Consider the following 21,725-nt stretch of genomic DNA (forward strand, 5'->3'; position numbering starts at 1 on the left):
TCGTGGCCGAACTGGATCTGAGTGGTACGACTGTCGCCCTGACCGCCGAGCGGCGCTCCGAAGAATTCGCGAACCTGCTCGAGCGTCGTGGCGCGAGTACCGTCCGAACCCCGGTCATCCACGTCCTGCCACTCGTCGACGACGCGGAGTTGCGGGTACAGACGGCAGATCTGATTGCCGACCCGCCGGAAATCGTCGTCGTCAGTACCGGTATCGGATTCCGTGGCTGGCTCGAGGCAGTCGCGTCGTGGGATCTGACCGAGGCATTTCTCGACGCGCTCGGACGTACTCGCATCATCGCCAGAGGCCCCAAAGCGATGGGCGCCATCCGAGGCGCCGGATTGCGCGAGGAGTGGTCGCCGGCCGGTGAATCGTCCGAGGAGGTACTCGGGCACCTCTCCCGCGAAGGCGTGACCGGCGTGCGGGTGGCAGTGCAACTGCACGGCACGATCACCGAATGGGAGCCGCTGACAGATCTGAGCGCGGCCCTGACGGCGATCGGCGCCACGGTCACACCGGTATCGGTCTACCGCTGGGTCAGGTCACCCGATCAGAGCGCGGTGCGTGCGTTGGTGGTCGCCGTCCGTTCCGCAAAAGTCGATGCGCTCACGTTCACCAGTGCACCGGCGGTGTCGTCGATGCTCAGTACCGCCAAGGAAATGGGGGAGTTGGAGCGGTTCGTGACCGCGATGCGCGGCCCGGTCCCCACGTACTGTGTCGGCCCGGTGACCGCCGCGCCACTGGAACTACTGGGCGTGTCGACCCTTCAGCCGGAGCGTTCCCGACTCGGCGCGTTGGCGCGGTTGATCATCGACGATCTGCCGACGCGTCGGTGCTGATCGGGCGTGCCCACACGTCGCCGCCGCCGGGTGTGACGGCGTCGACCAGCTGCCACGCGTTCGTGGCCGCAATGTCCACCACCGCGTAACTGCCTGTTCCGGCCGGGGTGGCCGCGATCACCGTTGCCACACCTGCTCGTCGTTGGAAGAAGGTCTGCCGCACCGTCCATCCGATGACTCCGTCCGCTTCGAGGCTGTGGCGTTTGCGGTCCAGCGAGCCGCTGCGGGTGATCAACCAGCCGGGAAGTACGGCATGGCCGAGTCCCCGATATCGGTCGACGGCCAACGCGATCCCACCCAGAGTGAGAACCGCCACCCCGATCCAGACGAACACCGGCACCCGCACTCCGCACCACAGGCACACCAGCGCTGCGATCAGGGCTACCGCGGCTGGGTAGAGGGCACGCGTGAAGCGGCGTCGACGCGCGGCCGGACCGTGCTCGATCAGCGCGGTGGTGGCCTGCCGGGAATCGCCGATGACCGTCGCCATCACCCGTGTCGCTTCCGCGCGCGGTCCCTGCGGCAGCAACAGTGACGATTCCTTCTTCTCGGCGCTGACACCGGTCATGATCGCGTCGAGACGGGCGCCGCCTGCCAAGCGCAACAGGAGAGGTTCCTTGAGCGTCGTTCCGCGTAGACGAGCGCGGTCCAAGGTGGTTTGGCGGGTGCTGAGCAGGCCGTGACTGACGTGGAGGACGCTGCCGTTGTCACGCAGTGTCATGTTGCCGAACGCAATCAGGTACTGGGCGCACGCGAAAGCGCTGGCGAGGACGAGGAGGACGAGGAGCAGCAGAACGACGAGAACCGTGACTCCGAGTCCTTCGAGCCGGTTCACACTGTCGGTGACGGTCGACGAATTCGCCACGGCGCTTCCGATGCCGTACTGAAACGAGATGCCGACGATCGCCGCGATGATGGCGATCCCGGTGACCGAGAAGGGTGCGTAGCGAACCCAGCCGACTCTCCAGTGGCCGATCTCGACGTCGGTAGGAACCGTCGTGACAGCGGTCGATCCGTCGGAGCCGTTCGGCCGGGGTTCGGATCTCGCCCCCGCGAGCAGTGCCGACCTGAGTTCCGAGACCACCGCGGTAGCGAGGGCATTGAGCTCGAACTTGTTGGATTCGTGCCTGCCCCCGGCCTGCTGACCGGTACCGATCCGTACGACGGAGAGCCCCAGAAGGCGGTGCATCACGCCCGCTTCCACGTCGACGGAACGGATTCGGCTCCGCGGTACCGAGAGCAGCTTCTTCTGGAATACGCCGGTGCGGAGCTGTACGTGTACCGGACCGATGCGGTACGTCGTGGTGACCCATCGCAGGACGCCGTAGACCACCAGGACGGTGACCACGCCGAGTCCCCACAGATGGTTGCCGCTCTGGCGCCCGAGGACCACCGAGATGAGCAGTACGGGGAGCAGCTTGACCACTTCGGTGACCGGGTGCACCAGCAGCATGCGGCGATCGAGTCGCAGCCACGGCTGTTCCTGTTCGGCAGCCTCGGCCGCGGCGGTCTCCGATTCGGCGGGAACGTCGACGGCGGACTGGTCGTGATGCTCGTTCATGTCGCGTCTCCGACATTGTCGCCCGCGATCTCGGTGAGCTTGGCGACGGTGCTCTCGGCGACGTCTCGATCCAGAGCCGAGATCTTCACTGCTCCCGCCGAGGACGCCGTGGTGACGGTGACCGTGGCCAAACCCAGCATCCGGTCGAGTGGTCCGCGCTCGGTGTCAACCGTCTGAACTCGCGATATCGGGGCGATCCGGCTTTCCTGGGTGAACCATCCGGTGCGGGTGTAGACGGCGGTCTCGCTGATCTCCCACCGGTGAACCCGAAAACGCCACGCGGGCACGAGCAGCACGTGGGTACCGGCGACGAGAACTGTCAGCGCGAGCACCAGGCCGACCACCCAGGGCGGGATTCCGGGGATCAGGGCCGCACACACGATCTCCACGACGAGGATCGGTGCCCACACGAGAGCGGCGGCGATGGCCCACAGTTTCGGGGCCTTGACACTCGGCCGCCACGACGGATCGGCCATGGTCGGTGTCGGGGGCGCAGTCATGTCCTTTACCTTTGCCGAGTGCAAGCAGTCTGTCGACAACCGACCCCCGATCGGCGTGTGCGGGCTGCTTTGAGAACTGCCGGAGTTCTCGGGAATACGCTTGTCGGTGCGGTGGGGAGCGCCCCACTTCCGGCACCGGGTAGCACTGGCTCGTGAACATGGCGCATGATCGCTAGGTGAACCGAACTGGTGATGACTCCAGCAAACCCACCATGCTTCCGATGCCCGGTATATCCGTGTCCGCTTCGTCCAGCCCCTCGCCGGGACCGTCGGCCTCGGCAATGCGACGGGTCTTGCGTCGAGCGCGTGACGGCGCGACGTTGAATGTGGACGAGGCGACGACGTTGCTGCAGGCGCGTGGGGCGGATCTGACGGATTTGTGTGGCTCCGCCGCGAAGGTTCGTGATGCGGGTCTGTTGGCGGCGGGTAGGCCGAAGACGGTGACCTACTCGCGCAAGGTGTTCATTCCGTTGACGCGGCTGTGTCAGGACAAATGCCACTACTGCACGTTCGTCACGGTGCCGGGAAAGTTGCGTGCCGAGGGGCACGGGATGTTCCTCGAGGTGGACGAGGTGCTCGACATTGCGCGGGCGGGTGCCGAGTTGGGTTGCAAGGAAGCGTTGTTCACGCTCGGCGACCGACCGGAAGCCCGTTGGCCCGAGGCCAAGCAGTGGCTCGACGAACGCGGTTACGATTCGACGTTGGATTATCTGCGGGCCGTATCGATCCGGGTGCTCGAGGAGACGGGGTTGTTGCCGCACCTGAATCCGGGTGTGATGAGTTGGCAGGAAATTTCGAGGCTCAAGCCGGTGGCGCCGTCGATGGGGATGATGCTCGAGACGACGGCCACCCGGTTGTTCACCGACAAGGGTGAAGCACACTACGGGAGTCCGGACAAGGATCCGGCCGTCCGCTTGCGGGTACTGACGGACGCGGGCCGACTCAATGTTCCGTTCACGACGGGGATTCTGGTGGGTATCGGGGAGAATTTCCTCGAGCGGGCCGAGTCGATCATGGCGATCCGTAAGTCGCAGAAAGCGTTCGGTCATATTCAGGAAGTGATCATCCAGAACTTCCTGGCCAAGCCCGATACCGCGATGCGCCACACCCCTGATGCCGGGTTGGAGGAGTTCCTCGCGGCGATCGCGGTGGCGCGGCTGCTGTTGGGGCCGTCGATGCGGATTCAATCGCCGCCGAATCTGGTGTCGAACTCCGAATGTCTGGCTCTGCTCGGCGCCGGCGTCGACGACTGGGGCGGGGTCTCACCGCTGACTCCCGACCACGTGAACCCGGAGCGGCCGTGGCCGAACCTGGACACTCTTGCCGAGATCACTGCCGAGGGCGGGTTCACCCTGACCGAGCGCACCGCCGCGCAGCCGGCGTACGTTCTCGCCGGTGCTCCGTGGATCGATCCGCGGATCAGCGCACACGTTCAGGCACTGGCTGATCCGAAGACCGGGTTGGCCAAGCTCGACACCAAGCCGGTCGGTCGGCCGTGGCAGGAACCGGACGAGTCCTGGGAGTCGAGTGGGCGGGTCGATCTGAACACCGAGATCGACACCGACGGGCGCAACACCGAAACCCGGAGCGATCTGGGGAGTGCGTTCGGAGACTGGGAAACCGTGCGCGAACAGGTTCTCGAGCTCAAGGGCCCGGTGCGTGTCGACACGGACGTGTTGGCGGCGTTGCGGGCCGCCGAGCGTGATCCGGCGGGGTGCTCGGACGACGAGTACCTGGCATTGGCGACGGCCGAGGGGCCCGGTCTGGAAGCGGTGGTCGCGCTGGCGGACGCACTGCGCAAGGATGCGGTCGGCGAAGACGTCACGTATGTGGTGAACCGGAACATCAACTTCACCAACATCTGCTACACCGGGTGCCGGTTCTGTGCTTTCGCGCAGCGCAAGGGTGATGCGGATGCGTTCACCCTCTCGGCCGAGCAGGTCGCGGACCGGGCGTGGGAAGCGCATGTCGCCGGCGCCACCGAGGTCTGCATGCAGGGCGGTATCGACCCGGAGTTGCCGGTCACCGGTTACGCGGATCTGGTGCGGGCGGTCAAGAAACGGGTGCCGAGCATGCACGTGCACGCGTTCTCGCCGATGGAGATCGTCAACGGTGCTTCCCGTAGTGGTGAGAGCATCCGGGACTGGCTCACCGCGCTGCGTGAAGCCGGGTTGGACACCATTCCGGGTACTGCCGCGGAGATCTTGGACGACGAGGTTCGGTGGATCCTGACGAAGGGGAAGTTGCCGACGGCGGAGTGGATCGAAGTGGTCACCACCGCGCACGAGGTGGGTCTGCGATCAAGTTCGACGATGATGTACGGGCACGTCGATCAGCCGCATCACTGGGTGGGGCATTTGAATGTTTTGCGCGGAATCCAGGACCGCACAGGTGGTTTCACGGAATTCGTACTTCTTCCGTTCGTGCATCAGAGTGCGCCGCTGTACTTGGCGGGGGCGTCGCGACCCGGTCCGACGAATCGGGACAACCGGGCGGCGCATGCCTTGGCGCGAATCATGCTGCACGGGCGGATCCCGAACATTCAGACGAGTTGGGTCAAGCTCGGCGTCACGGGTACGCAGATGATGCTCAACGGCGGCGCGAACGATCTGGGCGGGACGTTGATGGAAGAAACCATCTCCCGGATGGCAGGATCGGAGCACGGCAGCGAGAAGACCGTTGCCGAACTGCGGGCCATCGCCGAGGGCATCGGGCGGCCGGCCCGCGAACGCACCACCACTCACGCGAAACGAGAGGCAGCACCAGCCTGATGGCAGATGTACTGGGGGACCGCAAAGTAGTCGACGTTCTCGATCGCGCGGTACGGGGCATCAATCCCGTGCTGGATCTCGCGTACAGCGACCCGTTCGGGATCAAGCGTCGAACGTTCGAGCCCACCGACCCCGATCGGAATGCCGCCGAGGCGGTACTCGACGCGGCGGCGTGGCTGCTCGACGTCGTCAAGTTCCCCGGTACGGCGGCGTGGTCGGTCATGTCCGACACCCAGCGCTCGAAGTGGTGGACGACCAGGCTGGGCGCTCTGAACACGGTCGCTGTTGCCTTCCCTGGCGTGTTCGGAGTTCTGCTCAACCGGTTGCCGATCCAAGACCTGCTGGCGTTCGCCAATCAGGCGCTGGTGCTGGTTGCCGTCGCGCGTGAGCACGGCGTGACCGAGCGTGATCAGCAGGTGGATCTACTTGCATCGGTGCTCTGTCGGCGTGAAACGCGTACTCGTGAACTACTTGTCGGTCAGAATCCGGCCGATCAGCCGCCGGTGCCGACCGACCGGTCGTGGCGACCGTTCGCCCTGATCGGCACCTTGTGGGGAACCGCGAAAACCTTCCGCGCGATCACCGACGAGCTGCACAAGCGGCCGACTCGTGCCAAACCGTACGAGATTGCCGGAAAGATACCGGTGATCGGCGTCGTGGCCGACTACCTGGGGGAGCGCGGAGCCTTGGTGCGGGCTGCAGCCGCGGGTGAGAAGTGGATCGCGATTCGGTCGAGGAACATCACCGCAGTAGGCTGAAATGTGTTACCCCGGCTGCGCGGAGTTGGCTGGGCGGGGCAATAATAGGCTGATCCTGCAGTGCGTGAGAGTCGTATCGGGAGTTCGTGCCCCGAGCAGCTGCGTGTTGTGGGCGTGCACGACCAGGAATGCAGCACGACTTGGAAGGCAGGGAGAAAAGGCAGTGACCTACACGATTGCTGAACCGTGTGTGGATGTGATGGACAAGGCATGCATCGAGGAATGCCCTGTCGATTGCATTTACGAGGGTGGGCGCATGCTCTACATCCACCCCGACGAGTGTGTCGACTGCGGCGCGTGTGAACCTGTCTGTCCCGTCGAGGCAATCTTCTACGAAGACGACGTTCCGGATCAATGGAATGCCTACATCAGCACGAACGTGGATTTCTTCGATGACCTCGGCTCGCCCGGCGGTGCTGCCAAGCTCGGCAAGGTCGACTACGACACTCCGTTCATCAAGGCGCTGCCTCCCATGGGTGAGGAATAGAGATCTTGACCCGCATTCCGGTGGCCGCTGGGCTTCCTGACTTCCCGTGGGATTCGTTGGCTCAGGTCACGGCGACTGCTCGGGCGCATCCAGAGGGCATAGTGAATCTCTCGGTCGGAACGCCGGTCGATCCGGTGGATCCGCTGATCCAGGAGGCGCTGTCCTCCGTGGCCGAGATCCCCGGATATCCGACCACCCACGGAACGCTCGAACTCCGTGAGGCCGTGGTGGAGTCGCTCGATCGTCGGTACAACATCCCGGATATCGATCCGGCAGCGGTGCTGCCCGCCATCGGTACCAAGGAGATGATCGCGTGGCTGCCGACGCTGCTGGGCCTGGGCGCCGACGACCTCGTCGTCATCCCCGAGTTGGCCTACCCGACGTACGAGGTGGCCGCGAAGCTCGCCGGCGCGCGGATTCAGCGAGCTGACGGATTGACCAAGCTCGGCCCGGAATCGGCCACCCTGGTCTTCGTCAATTCGCCGTCCAACCCCACCGGTAAGGTGCTAGGACTCGAGCATCTGCAGAAGGTGGTGGCGTGGGCGCGTGCCCGCGGCGCGATCGTCGTCTCCGACGAGTGCTACCTCGGACTCACCTGGGAAGCCGACGCGCTGTCCATTCTCGATCCGCGAGTCAACGGCGGCGACCTGACCGGCCTGCTGGCCGTGCACTCACTGTCCAAGACATCCAATCTTGCGAGTTATCGCGCCGGGTTCGTCACCGGTGACCCGGCCCTCGTCGCCGAACTGCTCGAAGTGCGCAAGCACTCCGGAATGATTGTGCCTCTTCCGATTCAGGCGGCGATGGCGGCTGCCCTGGTCGACGATCAGCACGAGAACATTCAGCGAGAGCGTTATCGCCGGCGTCGTGATGTTCTCGTCAAGGCTGTTCGGGACGCCGGCTTCACCGTCGACAATTCCGAAGCGGGCTTGTACGTCTGGGCCACGCGCGGAGAAGAGTGCCGCTCCACGGTGAGCTGGTTCGCCGAGCGCGGCATTCTCGTCGCTCCCGGTGAGTTCTACGGTCCCACCGGTGGCCGTCACGTCAGGATTGCACTCACCGCGACCGACGAGCGAATTGCATCGGCAGCGGAGCGGTTGTCTCGCTGACGTTTGCGGTGACCTCGAATACCAACTGACGCTTGCAGTTTCGATGAATGTGGCCGCTCCCGACTGGGGAGCGGCCACATTCGTCGAACGGGTGCTGATGCTTCAGGATGCGGCGATCACGAACCGAATCCTCGGAGTGAGTCCAGAGATCCGGTGGACGGCGGTGTGGGCCCTGGTCCGATCTCGACGACCGTCACCGAGTTGTCGTCCTGATTGGTGACGTAGGCGTGTCGATTGTCCGGGGCGAGGGCTACTCCGAGGGGAGTTCTTCCAACTGGCACGGTGGTGACGGAGTTGTCGGTGATCGAGATGGTCGACAGCGAATTGGTCTCGCCCCGGAAGTTGGGGGCGTAGAGATTCTTGCCGTCCTTGCCCACCGCCAGCGCGTTGGACGGCGCACCCAATGGAATGCTGCCGGTAACGGTGTTGGCGGCGGTGTCGATCACCGTCACCGCGCCGATGTTGACGGTTGCGCCGTAGACATGTGTGCCGTCGGGAGCGATCGCCAGCGCATAGACACCTGTGGCGTTCGGAACGGCGGTGACGGTGTTGTCGGCGGTGTCGATCACCGACACCGCGAGATTACCCGGGTGGGCGACGTAGACGGCCGCTCCGTCAGGCGTGACTGCCACTCCGAGCGGGAAGTCGCCGACCGGCACGGTGGCGCTGACGGTGTTGTCGGCGGTGTCGATCACCGACACGGTCGAGGACGCGTTGTTCGAGACGTAGACACGCGTACCGTCAGGGCTGATCGCCACTGCGCTCGGGGAGTTACCGACCGGGACGGTGGCGCTGACGGTGTGGTTCGCGGTGTCGACCACCGAGACCGTGCTGCTCTGTTGGTTGGTGACGTAGGCATGTCGGCCGTCCGGGGCAATCACCACACCCCAGGGGTAGCTCCCGACCGCGAAGGTGTCGGTGACGGTGTTGTCGGCAGTCTTGATCACCGACACCGTGTTGTCGTTCTGGTTGGTGACGTAGACGGATTCGCCGTCCGGGGTGACGGCCACCCCTCGTGGGGCGGCACCGACCGCGATGATTGCCGTGACGGTCTCGGCAGACGAGACCCCCGCACTACCGAGGGCCAGAGCGATCGCGAGTGTGCCGGCGCCGACGACGGCCGTGGTTCTCGATCGTGCGGAGCGTGAAATCGCTTGTTTGAAAACGGACACGGTGGTGTGCCTTTCGGATGAAATCTCGAATGATCACCTCGGACGCCGGGTCGGCGACAGCCGTGATTTCAGGCAATTTCCGAGTTATTCGATCAAATCAGAGCCGGGCGGATCATGCGCTTCCGCGAAGGGTGGAATGCGATGTGAAATGTCCGGAATTCGACTGATTCCAACCGTGCCTACGTACCGGATGTGGCTGTGCGCGTACACGGCTACGGCTGTGCCGGAATATCGGACCGGCAAAGCAGGTTGGCAACTCGTGTCCGATCGCTGTTGTCGAGTGGTGTTTACGCGAACTGTGATCAGACTGAGTAAGTTCCTCTGAGACGACGCGTTCTCGGTATCGGACGGTCAACCCCGGAGCGCGGCTGTGAAGTGGGGAAGGAGTTCGAATGGGCCGGAATCCCGATCGTGTGGACTCGTTCGACGTTTCGGGGTCGGCCGGCGGCGAAATCAGGCCGCGCCGAGGTACAGCGGCCACCGCCGCGCCCGTTTGCCTGCTACTGCTGGTCGTCGTTGCGCTCTCGATCGGGGCAATCGAGCATTTCAACGAGGATCACCAGTGGATTTTCGCACTGGCCGTCGCCGTGCTGTTCCTTGCCCGTGGAGTGCACCTCGGTAGGCCACTGGTAGCCCCTCACGTTGTGGGATTTTGCCTGTTGGTGGCGACTTCACTCGTGGCGCAGTTCGCCGGATACGGCGGAATCGGGATGCTCTTTCTCGCGCTCAGCGGCCTCGTCCTGATGTGGCCGACAGGAAGTCGACCGCAGCCGGAAATGCTGCCCGGCGTACACGAACTTGTCGATCGCACCGCCTTGGATCCCCTTGCACCGTTTGCGATGCACTCGTTCAAGAGCTATTTCTTCGCCGCGAACGACAATGCTGTTCTCGGCTACCACACCAGACTCGGGGTGGCAGTGGTGAGCGGAGACCCCATCGGAAGTTCGAACGACTTTCCGGCTCTCGTCGCACAATTTCGACACTTCTGCCACAGTCGCGGGTGGCGAATAGCGGTACTGGGTGCAAGCGAGCGTTACCGGAATCTGTGGACGGAATCCGCTACGGCGCCTGCGTTTCGCGCCGTACCGATCGGCCGCGACGTCGTGATCGACGTCGATCGTTTCGACATGTCCACGCCGCCCTTCCGGAACCTCAGACAGGCCGTCAACCGGACCCGCAACGCGGCAATGACCACCGAAGTGATTCTCGAACGGGACCTGCCGTGCGAACTTCGGTCCGAGTTGATCGAGATTGCCGAGCAAAGCCACGGCGCGAAACGCCGGCGGGGATTCTCGATGATTCTCGACCATGCGCTCGACGGCCGGTATCCGGGAATGCTGATCGTGCTCGCTCGTGACAAGGACGGCGTTGTCCAAGGGTTCCAACGCCACGCCGTGGCGGGTGGCGGTACGGAGATCAGCCTGGATATTCCGTGGCGACGAAAGGGTGCACCGAACGGCATCGACGAGAGACTGAGCGTTGCCATGGTCGAATACGCGCGCGAACACGGCGGCAAACGGGTGTCCCTCGCATTCGCGGCTTTCCCCGAACTGTTCGACGACGACAATCGAGGGCGGGTCGGTCAGGTCCTGTTCAGACTGATCCACCTCGGAGATCCGCTACTTTCCCTCGAATCTCTGTACCGGTATCTGAAGAAATTCCATGCACTCGGTGACCGCCGGTACGTACTTGTCGATTTTCGGATGCTTCCGATCGCCGCGACGGCTTTGCTCACCCTCGAATTTCTGCCGCGCCGCACGATGACCGACCGCGCCTCGACCTGAGGTGGCGAGTACGCGCAACCGCAGCGGAACTCGACGGTAAGGTTCGGCTGTGAGCACCTCTGGTACCGGAGCCGTCGACGCGCTGCTGCTTGTGGTGGTACTCGTGGCCTCGGTGGTGCTGACGACGTACTGGCTCGACGCAGACCCGGCGCCCCGCCGAATCCCTGTTGCCGCCGTGTCCGCGTGGATACTCATCGCCGTGCCGTCCGTGGCCCAGTTGGCGGTCCCCGGGTTGTACGAGGCGTTCCGGCGTGATCCGGACCTCATCCGGGACGGCCAGTGGTGGCGCATAATCACCTCGATCCTGGTTCAGGACGGCGGCGTCCTCGGAACCTTCGTGGACCTACTGGCACTCGCGGTCGTCGCGGTGCCGGCCTTCCGGCTCTGGGGCGCACCGCGTGGATGGATCCTGTTCCTCGCCGGGCAAGTCGTGTTCGGTCTGTCGACCACCGCGGTCTTCCCGTCCGTCGGCGCAGGCAGTCTCGCCGCGACATTGACGTTGGCGTCGGCTGCGGCCGGCGTCGGCGTGATGGTGCGGCCACGGGCCGTCGAATGGACACTCGTCGCGATAGTGGTGGTCGGCGGCGCAATTCTCGTGGCGATCGACGACGCGACCGGATTCGCAATACTGTTCGGCGTGCTCTTCGGCGCGGCAACCGTCAGCCTGTCGCCACCGGACTCGATCGCCGGACGTCGAGCAGAACAGAGAATGCGTCCTCCGACGTTGTGATGATGCGCGTCTGCGACGCGGTGACGATGCGCGTCTGCGACGCTGTGACGATGCGCGTCTGCGACGCTGTGAGATGCTGTCCGGGTGCTGCTGAGATCACTGAACCCCCTTGCAGTCGCCCGCGGCGACGACCTCGACGACGCCGTCACCATCGGCGACACGGTCCTCTCTCGCAGCGCGATACTCGGCGCTGCCACCTCGGTCGCCGAGCGCGTCGCCCAGGCGGACCGGGTAGCAGTGCTGGCGACTCCCACGGCGCGAACTGTCCTCGCCGTGGTCGGTGCACTCATCGCCGGTGTCACGGTCGTTCCGGTGCCGCCCGACTCGGGACGGGCAGAGCGCGAACACATCCTGCGTGACTCCGGCGCCCAGGCATGGCTGGGTGAGACGGACGAGCACTGTGCGGGGCTGCCTGTCGTTCCGGTCCGCCTGCATGCCAGATCCTGGCACAGCTACCCGGAGCCGGCAGCGAACTCGACGGCATTCGTGCTGTACACCTCGGGTACCACAGGCCCTCCCAAAGGGGTCCTGCTGAGCCGCTCCGCAATTGCGGCCGGAATCGACGCGGTTGCCGAGGCCTGGGAATGGACGTGGCGGGACACCTTGGTGCAAGGACTACCGCTGTTCCACGTTCACGGCCTGATATTGGGAATCCTCGGGCCGCTGCGGGTAGGCAGCAAGGTGATACACACTGTCAAGCCGACCCCGGATAATTATGCGCGAGCAAAGGGTTCACTCTATTTCGGTGTTCCCACGGTGTGGTCGAGGATCACCGAAGACGAGGAATCGGCGCGAGCCCTGTCGGATGCCAGGCTGCTCGTCTCGGGCAGTGCCCCGTTGCCCGTTCCGGTGTTCGAGAAACTACGAGAACTCACCGGATTGACGCCGATCGAGCGTTACGGCATGAGTGAAACGATGCTCACCCTCAGCACCCGGGTGGACGGTGAGCGTCGACCCGGGTGGGTAGGTGTACCCGTTCGAGGTGTCGAGACCCGGTTGCGAGACGAGCAGGACAACGACGTCCCGCACGACGGCGAGAGCATCGGCAATCTTCAGGTTCGTGGTCCGATGCTCTTCGACGGGTACCTGAACCGACCGGACGCCACCGCCGAATCATGGACTTCGGACGGATATTTCAAGACCGGTGACGTTGCGGTCGTCGACAGCGACGGACTCCACCGAATTGTCGGCCGGGCGTCGATCGACCTGATCAAGACCGGGGGATTCCGTGTCGGTGCCGGTGAGATCGAGACCGTGATCCTGGCGCATCCGTCGGTGGCGGAAGTGGCAGTGGTGGGGGTGCCGGATTCGGATCTGGGTCAACGCATCGTGGCGGTGGTAGTCCTTCGGGACGGTTCGCCCGCCGTGGATGAGCGGGAGCTGGTCGAGTTGGTCGGGGCGGAACTGTCAGCCCACAAGCGACCTCGTGAGGTCCGCTTCGTGGATACCTTGCCGAGAAATGCGATGGGCAAAGTGCAGAAAACCCGACTCCTCTGAGCGCAAGCCTTTCGGTCGTGGGCGGAATGACGGGCGCCGGGTCGTTGCCGTCCGAGGCGTTTCGCTCCTCGACGGCGATAGACCTCTCGTCGGCATCGCCGAGAACGTGCCCGGCCGCGATGTTTCGGATGATCGGCCACTCGAGCGATCCACCGAGATCGAAGCCTCGTACGGTCCCGGCAGGACACTGCATTCGGGCATTCGGGCAGGTCAGCCGGTCCGATAGCCGGCTGAGAGTTCGCCTGCGCCGATTGCGGCCGGCGAACCCTTCCGAAAACGGGTATTGCCCTCGGCGGACGATGTTGATACCTTAGAGCCGAGTGCTGTTCAACTGCATGGTCGCTACAGGCGCCGCACTTCACTCGTACCGCAGAAATCCCCCCTACGTTCCGTGTAGTTACCGGAATCGGTAGTGGCGTGAGACTTCGACGTCGACGACCCTGTTCTCGCTGAGCGTGGCAACGGGCCGACGGGAGCACTCAATGCCCGATTTCCGGGCTAAATCATCTGTCTCCCAATGCAACTGCATGGGACATCGAAAGGATATTCGTGATGACTTCACATCTGATCACCAAGCCCGGCAGCGCCGACGTCGTGAGGGGTCTCCTCACTTCAGGCTCTGCAGATTCGAAAAATGTTTCACAGCAACGTGTTTCGGGAATCATGGACGTAGTGGACGGCTACGGATACATTCGTACGTCCGGCTACGGTCATGGACCGAGTGACGTCTACATCTCGAAAGACGCGCTACGTAAGAACGGATTACGATGCGGCGACGCCGTCAGCGTGGTGATGCGCCCGCCCCGCGACGGTGAGCAGGGCGGTAGAGGGAAGAAGGGCGATCTGCTGGTTCGAGTCGAAACGATCAACGGTATCGACCATGAATCGGTCGGAGTACGCGCCCACTTTGCCGAGCTGACTCCCCGATACCCGGATCAGCGACTGCGATTGGAAACGCGACCGGAGCAGATCGACACCCGAGTGGTGGATCTGCTGATGCCGATCGGCAAGGGCCAGCGCGCCCTGATCCAGTCGCCGCCGAAGGCAGGTAAGACGACCATTCTGAAAGACATCGCACAGGCGATCTCGATCAACAACCCCGAGTGTCATCTGATGGTCGTATTGATCGACGAGCGTCCAGAGGAGGTCACCGACATGCAACGCTCGGTGGACGGCGAGGTGATCGCATCCACATTCGATCGACCCCCGCGAGAACACGTCGCCGTCGCGGAACTCGCGATCGAGCGGGCGAAGCGGCTCGCGGAATCGGGAAGAGATGTTGTGATACTGCTCGATTCGATTACCCGACTGGGCCGCGCGTACAACAATGCCTCGCCGGGTTCAGGCCGGACACTCTCCGGGGGTGTCGATTCGGCCGCGCTGTACCCGCCGAAGCGGTTCCTGGGTGCGGCTCGCAACATCGAAGACGGTGGTTCGCTGACCATCATCGCCACGGCACTGGTGGAAACCGGTTCGCAGGGTGACACCGTCATTTTCGAGGAGTTCAAGGGCACCAGCAATGCCGAACTCAAACTCGACCGCAAGATCGCCGAACGTGGAGTTTTCCCCGCCGTCGAAGTGTCCCCGTCCGGAACCCGCAAAGACGAACTACTCATGTCGTCGGCCGAATTCGCGGCCGTGCGCAAGTTACGTCGCCTGCTGACCGGACTCGATTCCCAGCAGGCCGTCGACCTACTTGTCAGTCAACTCGGAAAGACCGGTAGCAACGCCGAATTCCTGACGCAGGTGCTCGAAAAAGCGCCCGGTTCGACTCGTCAGATCTGACGCTGTCGGCGCGAGTTCACGTACCCGATGGCGGCGATCACGAGGACCAGAACGGTGGTCGAGATCAGTTGGGCCCGAGCATCGGCGTCGAACATCATCAGGACCACGAACACCCCGAGCATGCCGAGAGTGGCATAGCTCAAGTACGGGAACAGCCACATTCGTACGGTGAGTTTGCCGTCGGCCTCCAGTTGCCTGCGTAGTCGCAGATGCGAGACGACGATGAAGATCCAGATCACGAGAAGTGCAGCGCCGACCGCATTGAGCAAGATGCCGAGCAGATCGTCCGGCAGCAGCCAGTTGAGCAGGACGCTGACGAAACCGAAGAACACCGACAGCAGTACCGCTCCGGTCGGTACACCGGACTTCGAGAGTTTAGCCATCACGGCCGGACCGTCACCGCGACGGGAGAGCGAGTAGGCCATCCGTGACGTGCCGTAGATGTTCGCGTTGAATGCGGACAGCAATGCAACGACCACGACTAGTTCCATGAACCCGGCTACACCCGGAATATCGGTTTTGTTCAGGACTGCGACGAAGGGGCCGCTCGCGAGTTCGGGATCGTTCCACGGCAGTACCAACACCATGATCGCGATCGCGCCGATGTAGAACACGCTGATCCGCCACACGACGCTGCGCACGGCCGTGGCGATGGATCGTTCCGGATTCTCGGACTCGGCTGCGGCGATGGTGACGATCTCGATGCCACCGAAAGCGAAGGCCACCACCAGAAGTCCGGCGGCGATGCCGGAGAAACCGTTGGGCATGAAACCGCCCTGGCCGAAGAGGTTGGACGTGCCGACCGGCTCGGTGCCGGGGAGCAGTCCGAAGACCAACAGCACCCCGATGACCAGGAAGGCGACGATGACAGTGACTTTGACGGCGGCGAACCAGAATTCGAACTCACCGAAGTTGCCGACCTTCGACAGGTTGATCACGGCGAAGAACACGACGAAGACCAGCGCGACGACCCATTGCGGAACCGACGGCAACCAGCCGTTGACGATGGCGGACGCCCCGGTGATCTCTGCACCCAGAACCATCACGAGCATGAACCAGTACAGCCACCCCATGACGAATCCGGCCCACTCGCCGATTCCGAGCCTGGCGTAGTGGGAGAAGGATCCGCTGGCGGGTACCGCTGCACCCATCTCGCCGAGCATGCGCATCACGAACACCACCACCGCGCCGGCGAGGATGTAGGAGATCAGTACGGCGGGGCCGGCTTTGGCGATACCGACGCCGGTACCGAGGAACAGGCCCGCCCCGATCGCGGAACCCAGGCCCATCATCGTGAGATGTCGAACTTTGAGGCCGCTACCGAGGGCGGAGCCTGATTCTGCGGTGGTGCCGGTCTCGGACATCAGTCGTTTGCGTGCAGGGCTGCGTTCAGTTCGACGCCCGTGCCCTTCCACGGGACTACCTCGACGGTGCCGGAGACGGAGTTGCGGCGGAAGAGCAGGTTGGATTTGCCGGTGAGTTCCTGGGCCTTGACGACAGTTCCGTCCGGCCCGGTGACCTTGGTTCCGGCGGTGATGTAGAGACCGGCTTCGACGACGCAGTCGTCACCGAGGGAGATACCGAGGCCGGCGTTGGCGCCGAGCAGACAGCGCTTGCCCACCGAGATGGTCTCCTTGCCGCCACCGGAGAGAGTTCCCATGATCGACGCGCCGCCGCCCACGTCCGTGCCGTCGTCGACGACGACGCCGGCCGAGATGCGGCCCTCGACCATGGAGTTTCCGAGAGTTCCGGCATTGAAGTTCACGAAGCCCTCGTGCATGACGGTGGTGCCGGGAGCCAGGTGTGCGCCCAGGCGCACGCGGTCGGCGTCGCCGATACGGATGCCGGCCGGGACGACGTAGTCGACCATGCGCGGGAACTTGTCGACGCTGAACACGGTGACGTGTCCGCGGATACGTAGACGCGAACGTACCTGTTCGAAGCCGTCGACGGCGCAGGGGCCGAAATTGGTCCACACCACATTGGCGAGAATGCCGAACTGGCCGTCGAGGTTGATGCCGTGCGGCTGCACCAGACCGTGCGAGAGCAGATGAAGGCGCAGGTAGACGTCGTGCGCGTCGGCCGGAGCCACTGTGAGGTCGGAAATGGTGGTGCGAACGACGATCTGCGACACTCCGCGGGCCTCGTCGGTGCCTGCCAGCAGCGCGAGGTCGGAGGGAACGTCGGTTCCCTCGAGCTTCTCGGTGCCCGACTTCTGGAAAGTTCCCAACTCCGGTGCGGGGAACCAGGTGTCGAGGACGGTTCCGTCCGCGGTCACGTTGGCGATACCTACTGCTGTTGCTCCCTGTGCGCTCACGGGAGTAGAGATTACCGGGCAACCGGCAGAACGACCTAGGCTGGTACGGGTGAGCACCCTCGATCTTGCCTCTGACCCGATTGACCTCACGGCCGCCCTGGTCGACATTCCGAGCGTTTCACACGACGAATCCGTCATTGCTCACGCTGTGGAAGATGCGTTGCGGACGCAGACCACCGGCTTCGAGGTGATCCGCAACGGCAACGCCGTACTGGCGCGCACGTCGCGGGGGCTGCCCAGTCGTGTCATGCTGGCCGGTCATCTGGACACGGTCCCGATCGCCGACAACGTCCCCTCTCGTCGCGAAGGCGATATTCTGCACGGCTGTGGAACCGTCGACATGAAGTCCGGTGATGCGGTGTTCCTCCATCTGGCCGCCACGATCGAGAATCTCGCGCACGACCTGACGCTGGTGTTCTACGACTGTGAGGAAATCGCCGCCACCTACAACGGACTCGGACGGATCGAACGCGAGATCCCGCAGTGGCTCGAAGCCGACGTCGCGATTCTCGGTGAGCCGACGGCCGGATTCATCGAGGCCGGGTGCCAGGGCACGATGCGGGTGCGGCTGACGGCATCGGGAACCCGCGCGCATTCGGCGCGATCGTGGCTGGGGGACAATGCGATTCACAAGTTCGCCGGCGCTCTGGAGCGGTTGTCTGCCTACGAGCCGCGGTCGGTGGACATCGACGGCTGCGGCTACCGCGAAGGCTTGTCGGCAGTGCGCATTTCCGGTGGTGTCGCCGGAAACGTCGTGCCGGACGAGGCCGAGATGGACGTCAACTTCCGCTTTGCGCCGGACCGCAGTCAGGCCCAGGCCCAGGCCCACGTCCGTGAGGTGTTCGACGGGCTCGGGCTCGGCTTCGAGGTGACGGACTCCTCCCCGGGTGCGCTTCCCGGTTTGGCCAATCCTGCCGCTGCGGCGCTGATCGAGGCGGCCGGTGGGCAGTTCCGGGCCAAGTACGGCTGGACCGACGTCTCTCGCTTCTCCGCGCTCGGCATCCCGGCCGTCAACTACGGCCCAGGTGATCCGAACCTCGCGCACAAGCGTGACGAGCACGTGCCTGTGCAGCAGATCACCGACGTCACCGCGGTCCTGAGGAATTATCTGTCGGCCTGACCGTTAACCTGGCCGCATGGCACCAGAGAAGAATTCGGCTTCCAAGAAGCAGAGCTCGTCGATCCTGCATCGTGGCCCGGTACAGCTGCGGCGTGAACGCAAGGACGAGCAGACCACCACGGATCAGCGACTGCTGGACAAACGCGGACCCACCGACTGGGTGCATACCGACCCGTGGCGAGTCCTGCGGATCCAGAGCGAGTTCATCGAGGGTTTCGGCGCGCTCGCCGAGGTTCCCCGTGCGGTGACGGTCTTCGGTTCCGCTCGTACGCCCATCGATCACCCCGAGTACGAGGCCGGGCGCGCCCTGGGTGCCGAACTCGCGAATGCCGGTTTCGCCGTCATCACCGGTGGCGGGCCCGGCGTGATGGAAGCTGCCAATCGTGGTTGCAGCGAAGCCGGGGGATACTCGATCGGCCTGGGTATCGAGTTGCCTTTCGAGCAGGGGCTCAACGAGTGGGTGGATCTGGGAATCAACTTCCGGTACTTCTTCGCGCGGAAGACGATGTTCGTCAAGTACTCGCAGGCATTCATCTGTCTACCAGGCGGTTTCGGCACCCTGGATGAGTTGTTCGAAGCGTTGACATTGGTCCAGACTCACAAGGTCACCCGCTTCCCGATCATCTTGTTCGGCACCGAGTACTGGTCCGGGCTGGTCGACTGGATTCACGGAACTCTCGAGCGGGACGGCAAGATATCCGAAGGTGACGTCAATTTGCTGCACGTCACCGACAGTGTCGAAGAAGCAGTACGAATCGTCGTCGACTCCACCACCGGAGTGGACGTGGCAGCAGATCTCGGGAAAGAAGAAGAATGGTGAACGACGCGGCGCGGGACACGGACGCAACCTTCTCGGTGTGCGTGTACTGCGCATCGGGTCCGGTGGACGAGTCCTTCCTCGACCTGGCCAGAGCCCTCGGAACAGCGGTGGCGCAGCGCGGTTGGCGACTGGTGTCCGGCGGTGGAAACGTCTCGATGATGGGCGCTGTGGCGCAGTCCGCCCGTGACGCAGGTGGCTTCACCGTTGGCGTCATTCCGAAAGCCTTGGTGCACAGGGAAGTTGCGGACGTCGATGCCGACGAGTTGATCGTCACCGACACCATGCGTGAGCGTAAGAAGCTGATGGAGGACCACGCCGACGCGTTCATCACGCTGCCCGGCGGCATCGGAACGTTGGAAGAGCTGTTCGAGACGTGGACAGCCGGATACCTGGGTATGCACGACAAGCCGGTGGTCATGCTCGACCCCGTCGGTCACTACACCGGGCTTCTCGACTGGATCAACGGGCTCACCGGTACGGGCTTCGTCGGCCGTGCGGCTCTTGATTCGCTGCTGGTCACCACCGACGTCGAAGCCGCTCTCGATGCCTGTCGGACCGGGGCGCTGTGAGCATGTGAGTGAGAACACCGTGACCTTTGTTACCCTCGAGTAGGGTTGGATTGCGCACTGGTGACCACAGCGGCACCGAGTACATGTACGAGGGGGATTCATGAGTTCGGAGGCTCGATCGACCATAGGTGTCGTCGATCTCGCAGTCAGGTTGCCGTCGATGATCACCGAGGTGCCCGCCCTGCTGCACGGGGTGACCGGGCTCATGCGGAAGCCGTCGGCGAAGGAATCGATCGGCTTGATCTTCCAGAAGGCGGCGCACGAGAATCCGGCCCGCCCGTTCCTCCGATTCGAGGGTCGGTCGACGAGCTACGGTGACGCCAACAAGCAGGTGAATCGGTATGCCGACGTGCTGAGCGGGCGCGGCGTCGTGCGCGGCGACGTGGTGGCGGTGCTGGCCAAGAACACGCCCGAAGCGCTGCTGATCGCGTTGGCGGCCGTCAAACTCGGTGCCGCTGCCGGCATGTTGAACTACAACCAACGAGACGACGTGCTCGCCCACAGTCTGACCCTGCTCGGGGCGAGGGTGTTGGTGGTCGCCGAAGACTGCCAGGAGGCACTCGACTCGTTGCCCGACGGTTTCGCCGCACCGGCGACACTGCCCTCAGGCGAGCTCGACGAGCTGGCGAAAGCGGCCAGTACCGCCAACCCGGCGGTGACGGCCGATATCGTCGCGAAGGAGAAGGCTTTCTACATCTTCACCTCGGGCACCACCGGAATGCCCAAAGCGAGCCTGATGACTCACTTTCGGTGGCTCAAGTCCATGTCGGGTCTCGGACAGATGGGCGTGCGGCTTCGTAGTAGCGACACACTGTACTGTTGCCTACCGCTTTATCACAACAACGCCTTGACCGTCTCGCTGTCGTCGGTGCTCGCGTCTCGGGCGACGCTGGCCATCGGCCGCCAGTTCTCGGCGTCACGTTTCTGGGACGACATCGCGATCAACAAGGCAACGGCGTTCACGTACATCGGTGAATTGTGCCGATACCTACTCAACCAGCCCGCCAAGCCCACCGATCGTGACAACACGGTGCACCTGATGGTCGGTAACGGTCTCCGTCCGGAAATCTGGGACGAGTTCACCGAACGTTTCGCGATCGCGAGGGTGGCCGAGTTCTACGGAGCCAGCGAGTGCAACATCGCCTTCGTGAACGCCCTCAACGTGGACAAGACCGCCGGGCTCTGTCCCTTACCGCACGCCGTCGTCGAATTCGACGAGAACACCGGTAAAGCACTACGCGGGGCCGACGGCCGATTGAGCAAGGTGAAAACCGGTGCGGTGGGACTGCTGCTCTCGAAGATCACCGACCGCGCGCCCTTCGACGGGTACACCGACGAGGAAGCAAGCAACAGCAAACTGGTCCGTGACGGGTTCGACGACGGCGACTGCTGGTTCGACACCGGCGACCTGGTGCGTAAACAGGGGTTCGGTCACGTCGCCTTCGTCGACCGACTCGGCGACACTTTCCGGTGGAAGGGCGAGAACGTCGCCACCACGGAGGTCGAGGGCGCACTCGCCTCGTTCCCGGCGGTCGAAGGAGCCGTCGTCTACGGCGTCGAGGTGTCCGGAACCGACGGCCGCGCCGGTATGGCGGCCGTTCAGCTACGAGAGGGATCGTCCTTCGACGGCGCGGCCGCAGCCCAACACCTGTACGGCAAACTTCCCGCGTACGCGGTGCCGCTGTTCGTGCGGGTCGTGGACTCGCTCGAACACACGAGTACCTTCAAGTCGCGCAAGGTCGAACTCCGCAAGGAGGGATACGACGTGGATCCCGAATCGCTGTACGTCCTCGGCGGTCGCGCCGATGGCTACGTCGCCTCGTACGGTGGATACGTCGACGAGGTGGCAGCAGGCACCGTCCCGAAGGGATAGTGGTTACCGTCCCGAAGGGATTGCGGGCGCGGT

Annotated in this window: 17 protein-coding genes and 1 pseudogene; 13 read left to right on the forward strand and 5 right to left on the reverse strand. The window is 64.0% G+C overall.

The window, feature by feature from the left end; translation table 11 throughout:
- Positions 1-2: 2 nt before the first annotated feature.
- A complete protein-coding gene (locus tag ABH922_RS04725) occupies positions 3-839 on the forward strand; it encodes a uroporphyrinogen-III synthase (protein WP_424805830.1) in 837 nt (278 codons plus the stop codon).
- Here the strand turns inward: ABH922_RS04725 and ABH922_RS04730 are convergent.
- Both ABH922_RS04730 and ABH922_RS04735 read right to left on the reverse strand, forming a co-directional pair.
- Complete coding sequence (locus tag ABH922_RS04730; RefSeq protein ID WP_424805831.1) at positions 808-2,400, reverse strand: PH domain-containing protein; 1,593 nt, start codon at positions 2,398-2,400, stop codon at positions 808-810. The genes ABH922_RS04725 and ABH922_RS04730 overlap by 32 nt on opposite strands.
- Positions 2,397-2,900 (reverse strand): PH domain-containing protein, encoded by a 504-nt coding sequence (locus ABH922_RS04735; RefSeq protein WP_424805832.1) that lies wholly within the window; start codon positions 2,898-2,900, stop codon positions 2,397-2,399. Before ABH922_RS04735 ends, ABH922_RS04730 begins: the two co-directional genes overlap by 4 nt.
- Positions 2,901-3,112: 212 nt before the next feature.
- On the opposite strand from ABH922_RS04735, the gene ABH922_RS04740 reads away from it, so the two are divergent.
- The 4 genes from ABH922_RS04740 to dapC all read left to right on the forward strand — a co-directional run bounded on the left by ABH922_RS04740 (position 3,113) and on the right by dapC (position 8,025).
- Positions 3,113-5,671, forward strand: a complete 2,559-nt coding sequence (locus tag ABH922_RS04740) for a bifunctional FO biosynthesis protein CofGH (RefSeq protein WP_424809566.1) — start codon at positions 3,113-3,115, stop codon at positions 5,669-5,671.
- Positions 5,671-6,429: a hypothetical protein gene (locus ABH922_RS04745; RefSeq protein WP_424805833.1), complete on the forward strand. Its 759-nt coding sequence runs from the start codon at positions 5,671-5,673 to the stop codon at positions 6,427-6,429. The genes ABH922_RS04740 and ABH922_RS04745 overlap by 1 nt, the downstream gene beginning before the upstream one ends.
- A gap of 163 nt (positions 6,430-6,592) precedes the next feature.
- Complete coding sequence (fdxA, locus tag ABH922_RS04750) at positions 6,593-6,916, forward strand: ferredoxin (RefSeq protein ID WP_003945248.1); 324 nt, start codon at positions 6,593-6,595, stop codon at positions 6,914-6,916.
- Positions 6,917-6,921: 5 nt separating this feature from the next.
- Positions 6,922-8,025, forward strand: coding sequence for a succinyldiaminopimelate transaminase (gene dapC, locus ABH922_RS04755; protein ID WP_424805834.1), 1,104 nt, complete (start codon positions 6,922-6,924; stop codon positions 8,023-8,025).
- A gap of 116 nt (positions 8,026-8,141) precedes the next feature.
- Here the strand turns inward: dapC and ABH922_RS04760 are convergent, their stop codons facing one another.
- Positions 8,142-9,197, reverse strand: a complete 1,056-nt coding sequence (locus ABH922_RS04760; RefSeq protein ID WP_424805835.1) for a beta-propeller fold lactonase family protein — start codon at positions 9,195-9,197, stop codon at positions 8,142-8,144.
- Positions 9,198-9,589: 392 nt separating this feature from the next.
- Between ABH922_RS04760 and ABH922_RS04765 the strand changes: the two genes are divergently transcribed.
- From ABH922_RS04765 to rho, 4 genes and pseudogenes are all read left to right on the forward strand, one after another.
- Positions 9,590-10,981 (forward strand): bifunctional lysylphosphatidylglycerol flippase/synthetase MprF, encoded by a 1,392-nt coding sequence (locus tag ABH922_RS04765; RefSeq protein ID WP_424805836.1) that lies wholly within the window; start codon positions 9,590-9,592, stop codon positions 10,979-10,981.
- A 49-nt stretch (positions 10,982-11,030) separates the two neighbouring features.
- Positions 11,031-11,711: a rhomboid family intramembrane serine protease gene (locus ABH922_RS04770; protein ID WP_424805837.1), complete on the forward strand. Its 681-nt coding sequence runs from the start codon at positions 11,031-11,033 to the stop codon at positions 11,709-11,711.
- 84 nt (positions 11,712-11,795) lie between these two features.
- Complete coding sequence (locus ABH922_RS04775) at positions 11,796-13,208, forward strand: acyl-CoA synthetase (RefSeq protein ID WP_424805838.1); 1,413 nt, start codon at positions 11,796-11,798, stop codon at positions 13,206-13,208.
- Positions 13,209-13,853: 645 nt separating this feature from the next.
- A pseudogene (rho, locus tag ABH922_RS04780) lies at positions 13,854-14,993 on the forward strand (transcription termination factor Rho); the annotation flags it as partial.
- Here rho and ABH922_RS04785 read toward each other — a convergent pair.
- Positions 14,984-16,357 (reverse strand): amino acid permease, encoded by a 1,374-nt coding sequence (locus tag ABH922_RS04785; protein WP_424805839.1) that lies wholly within the window; start codon positions 16,355-16,357, stop codon positions 14,984-14,986. The pseudogene rho and the gene ABH922_RS04785 overlap by 10 nt on opposite strands.
- Complete coding sequence (gene dapD, locus ABH922_RS04790) at positions 16,357-17,310, reverse strand: 2,3,4,5-tetrahydropyridine-2,6-dicarboxylate N-succinyltransferase (protein ID WP_424805840.1); 954 nt, start codon at positions 17,308-17,310, stop codon at positions 16,357-16,359. The genes ABH922_RS04785 and dapD overlap by 1 nt, the downstream gene beginning before the upstream one ends.
- Before the next feature lie 49 nt (positions 17,311-17,359).
- On the opposite strand from dapD, the gene dapE reads away from it, so the two are divergent.
- From dapE to ABH922_RS04810, 4 genes are all read left to right on the forward strand, one after another.
- Complete coding sequence (dapE, locus tag ABH922_RS04795) at positions 17,360-18,430, forward strand: succinyl-diaminopimelate desuccinylase (RefSeq protein ID WP_424805841.1); 1,071 nt, start codon at positions 17,360-17,362, stop codon at positions 18,428-18,430.
- Positions 18,431-18,446: 16 nt separating this feature from the next.
- Positions 18,447-19,250, forward strand: a complete 804-nt coding sequence (locus ABH922_RS04800; RefSeq protein ID WP_424805842.1) for a TIGR00730 family Rossman fold protein — start codon at positions 18,447-18,449, stop codon at positions 19,248-19,250.
- Positions 19,244-19,819, forward strand: coding sequence for a TIGR00730 family Rossman fold protein (locus ABH922_RS04805; protein ID WP_424805843.1), 576 nt, complete (start codon positions 19,244-19,246; stop codon positions 19,817-19,819). The genes ABH922_RS04800 and ABH922_RS04805 overlap by 7 nt, the downstream gene beginning before the upstream one ends.
- Positions 19,820-19,919: 100 nt before the next feature.
- Positions 19,920-21,692 carry a long-chain-acyl-CoA synthetase gene (locus ABH922_RS04810; protein ID WP_424805844.1) on the forward strand — a complete coding sequence of 591 codons (1,773 nt, stop codon included), beginning with the start codon at positions 19,920-19,922 and terminating at the stop codon, positions 21,690-21,692.
- Positions 21,693-21,725: the final 33 nt, after the last annotated feature.

Origin of the sequence: Rhodococcus sp. 27YEA15 (assembly GCF_049739425.1) — a bacterium.
Lineage (GTDB): Bacteria > Actinomycetota > Actinomycetes > Mycobacteriales > Mycobacteriaceae > Rhodococcus_F.

Coding starts and splice junctions, on each gene's coding strand:
- ABH922_RS04730 (WP_424805831.1), bottom strand. CDS start 2,400: ATGAACGAGCATCACGACCAGTCCGCCGTCGACGTTCCCGCCGAATCG.
- ABH922_RS04735 (WP_424805832.1), bottom strand. CDS start 2,900: ATGACTGCGCCCCCGACACCGACCATGGCCGATCCGTCGTGGCGGCCG.
- ABH922_RS04740 (WP_424809566.1), top strand. CDS start 3,113: ATGCTTCCGATGCCCGGTATATCCGTGTCCGCTTCGTCCAGCCCCTCG.
- ABH922_RS04745 (WP_424805833.1), top strand. CDS start 5,671: ATGGCAGATGTACTGGGGGACCGCAAAGTAGTCGACGTTCTCGATCGC.
- ABH922_RS04765 (WP_424805836.1), top strand. CDS start 9,590: ATGGGCCGGAATCCCGATCGTGTGGACTCGTTCGACGTTTCGGGGTCG.
- ABH922_RS04785 (WP_424805839.1), bottom strand. CDS start 16,357: ATGTCCGAGACCGGCACCACCGCAGAATCAGGCTCCGCCCTCGGTAGC.
- ABH922_RS04800 (WP_424805842.1), top strand. CDS start 18,447: ATGGCACCAGAGAAGAATTCGGCTTCCAAGAAGCAGAGCTCGTCGATC.
- ABH922_RS04805 (WP_424805843.1), top strand. CDS start 19,244: ATGGTGAACGACGCGGCGCGGGACACGGACGCAACCTTCTCGGTGTGC.
- ABH922_RS04810 (WP_424805844.1), top strand. CDS start 19,920: ATGAGTTCGGAGGCTCGATCGACCATAGGTGTCGTCGATCTCGCAGTC.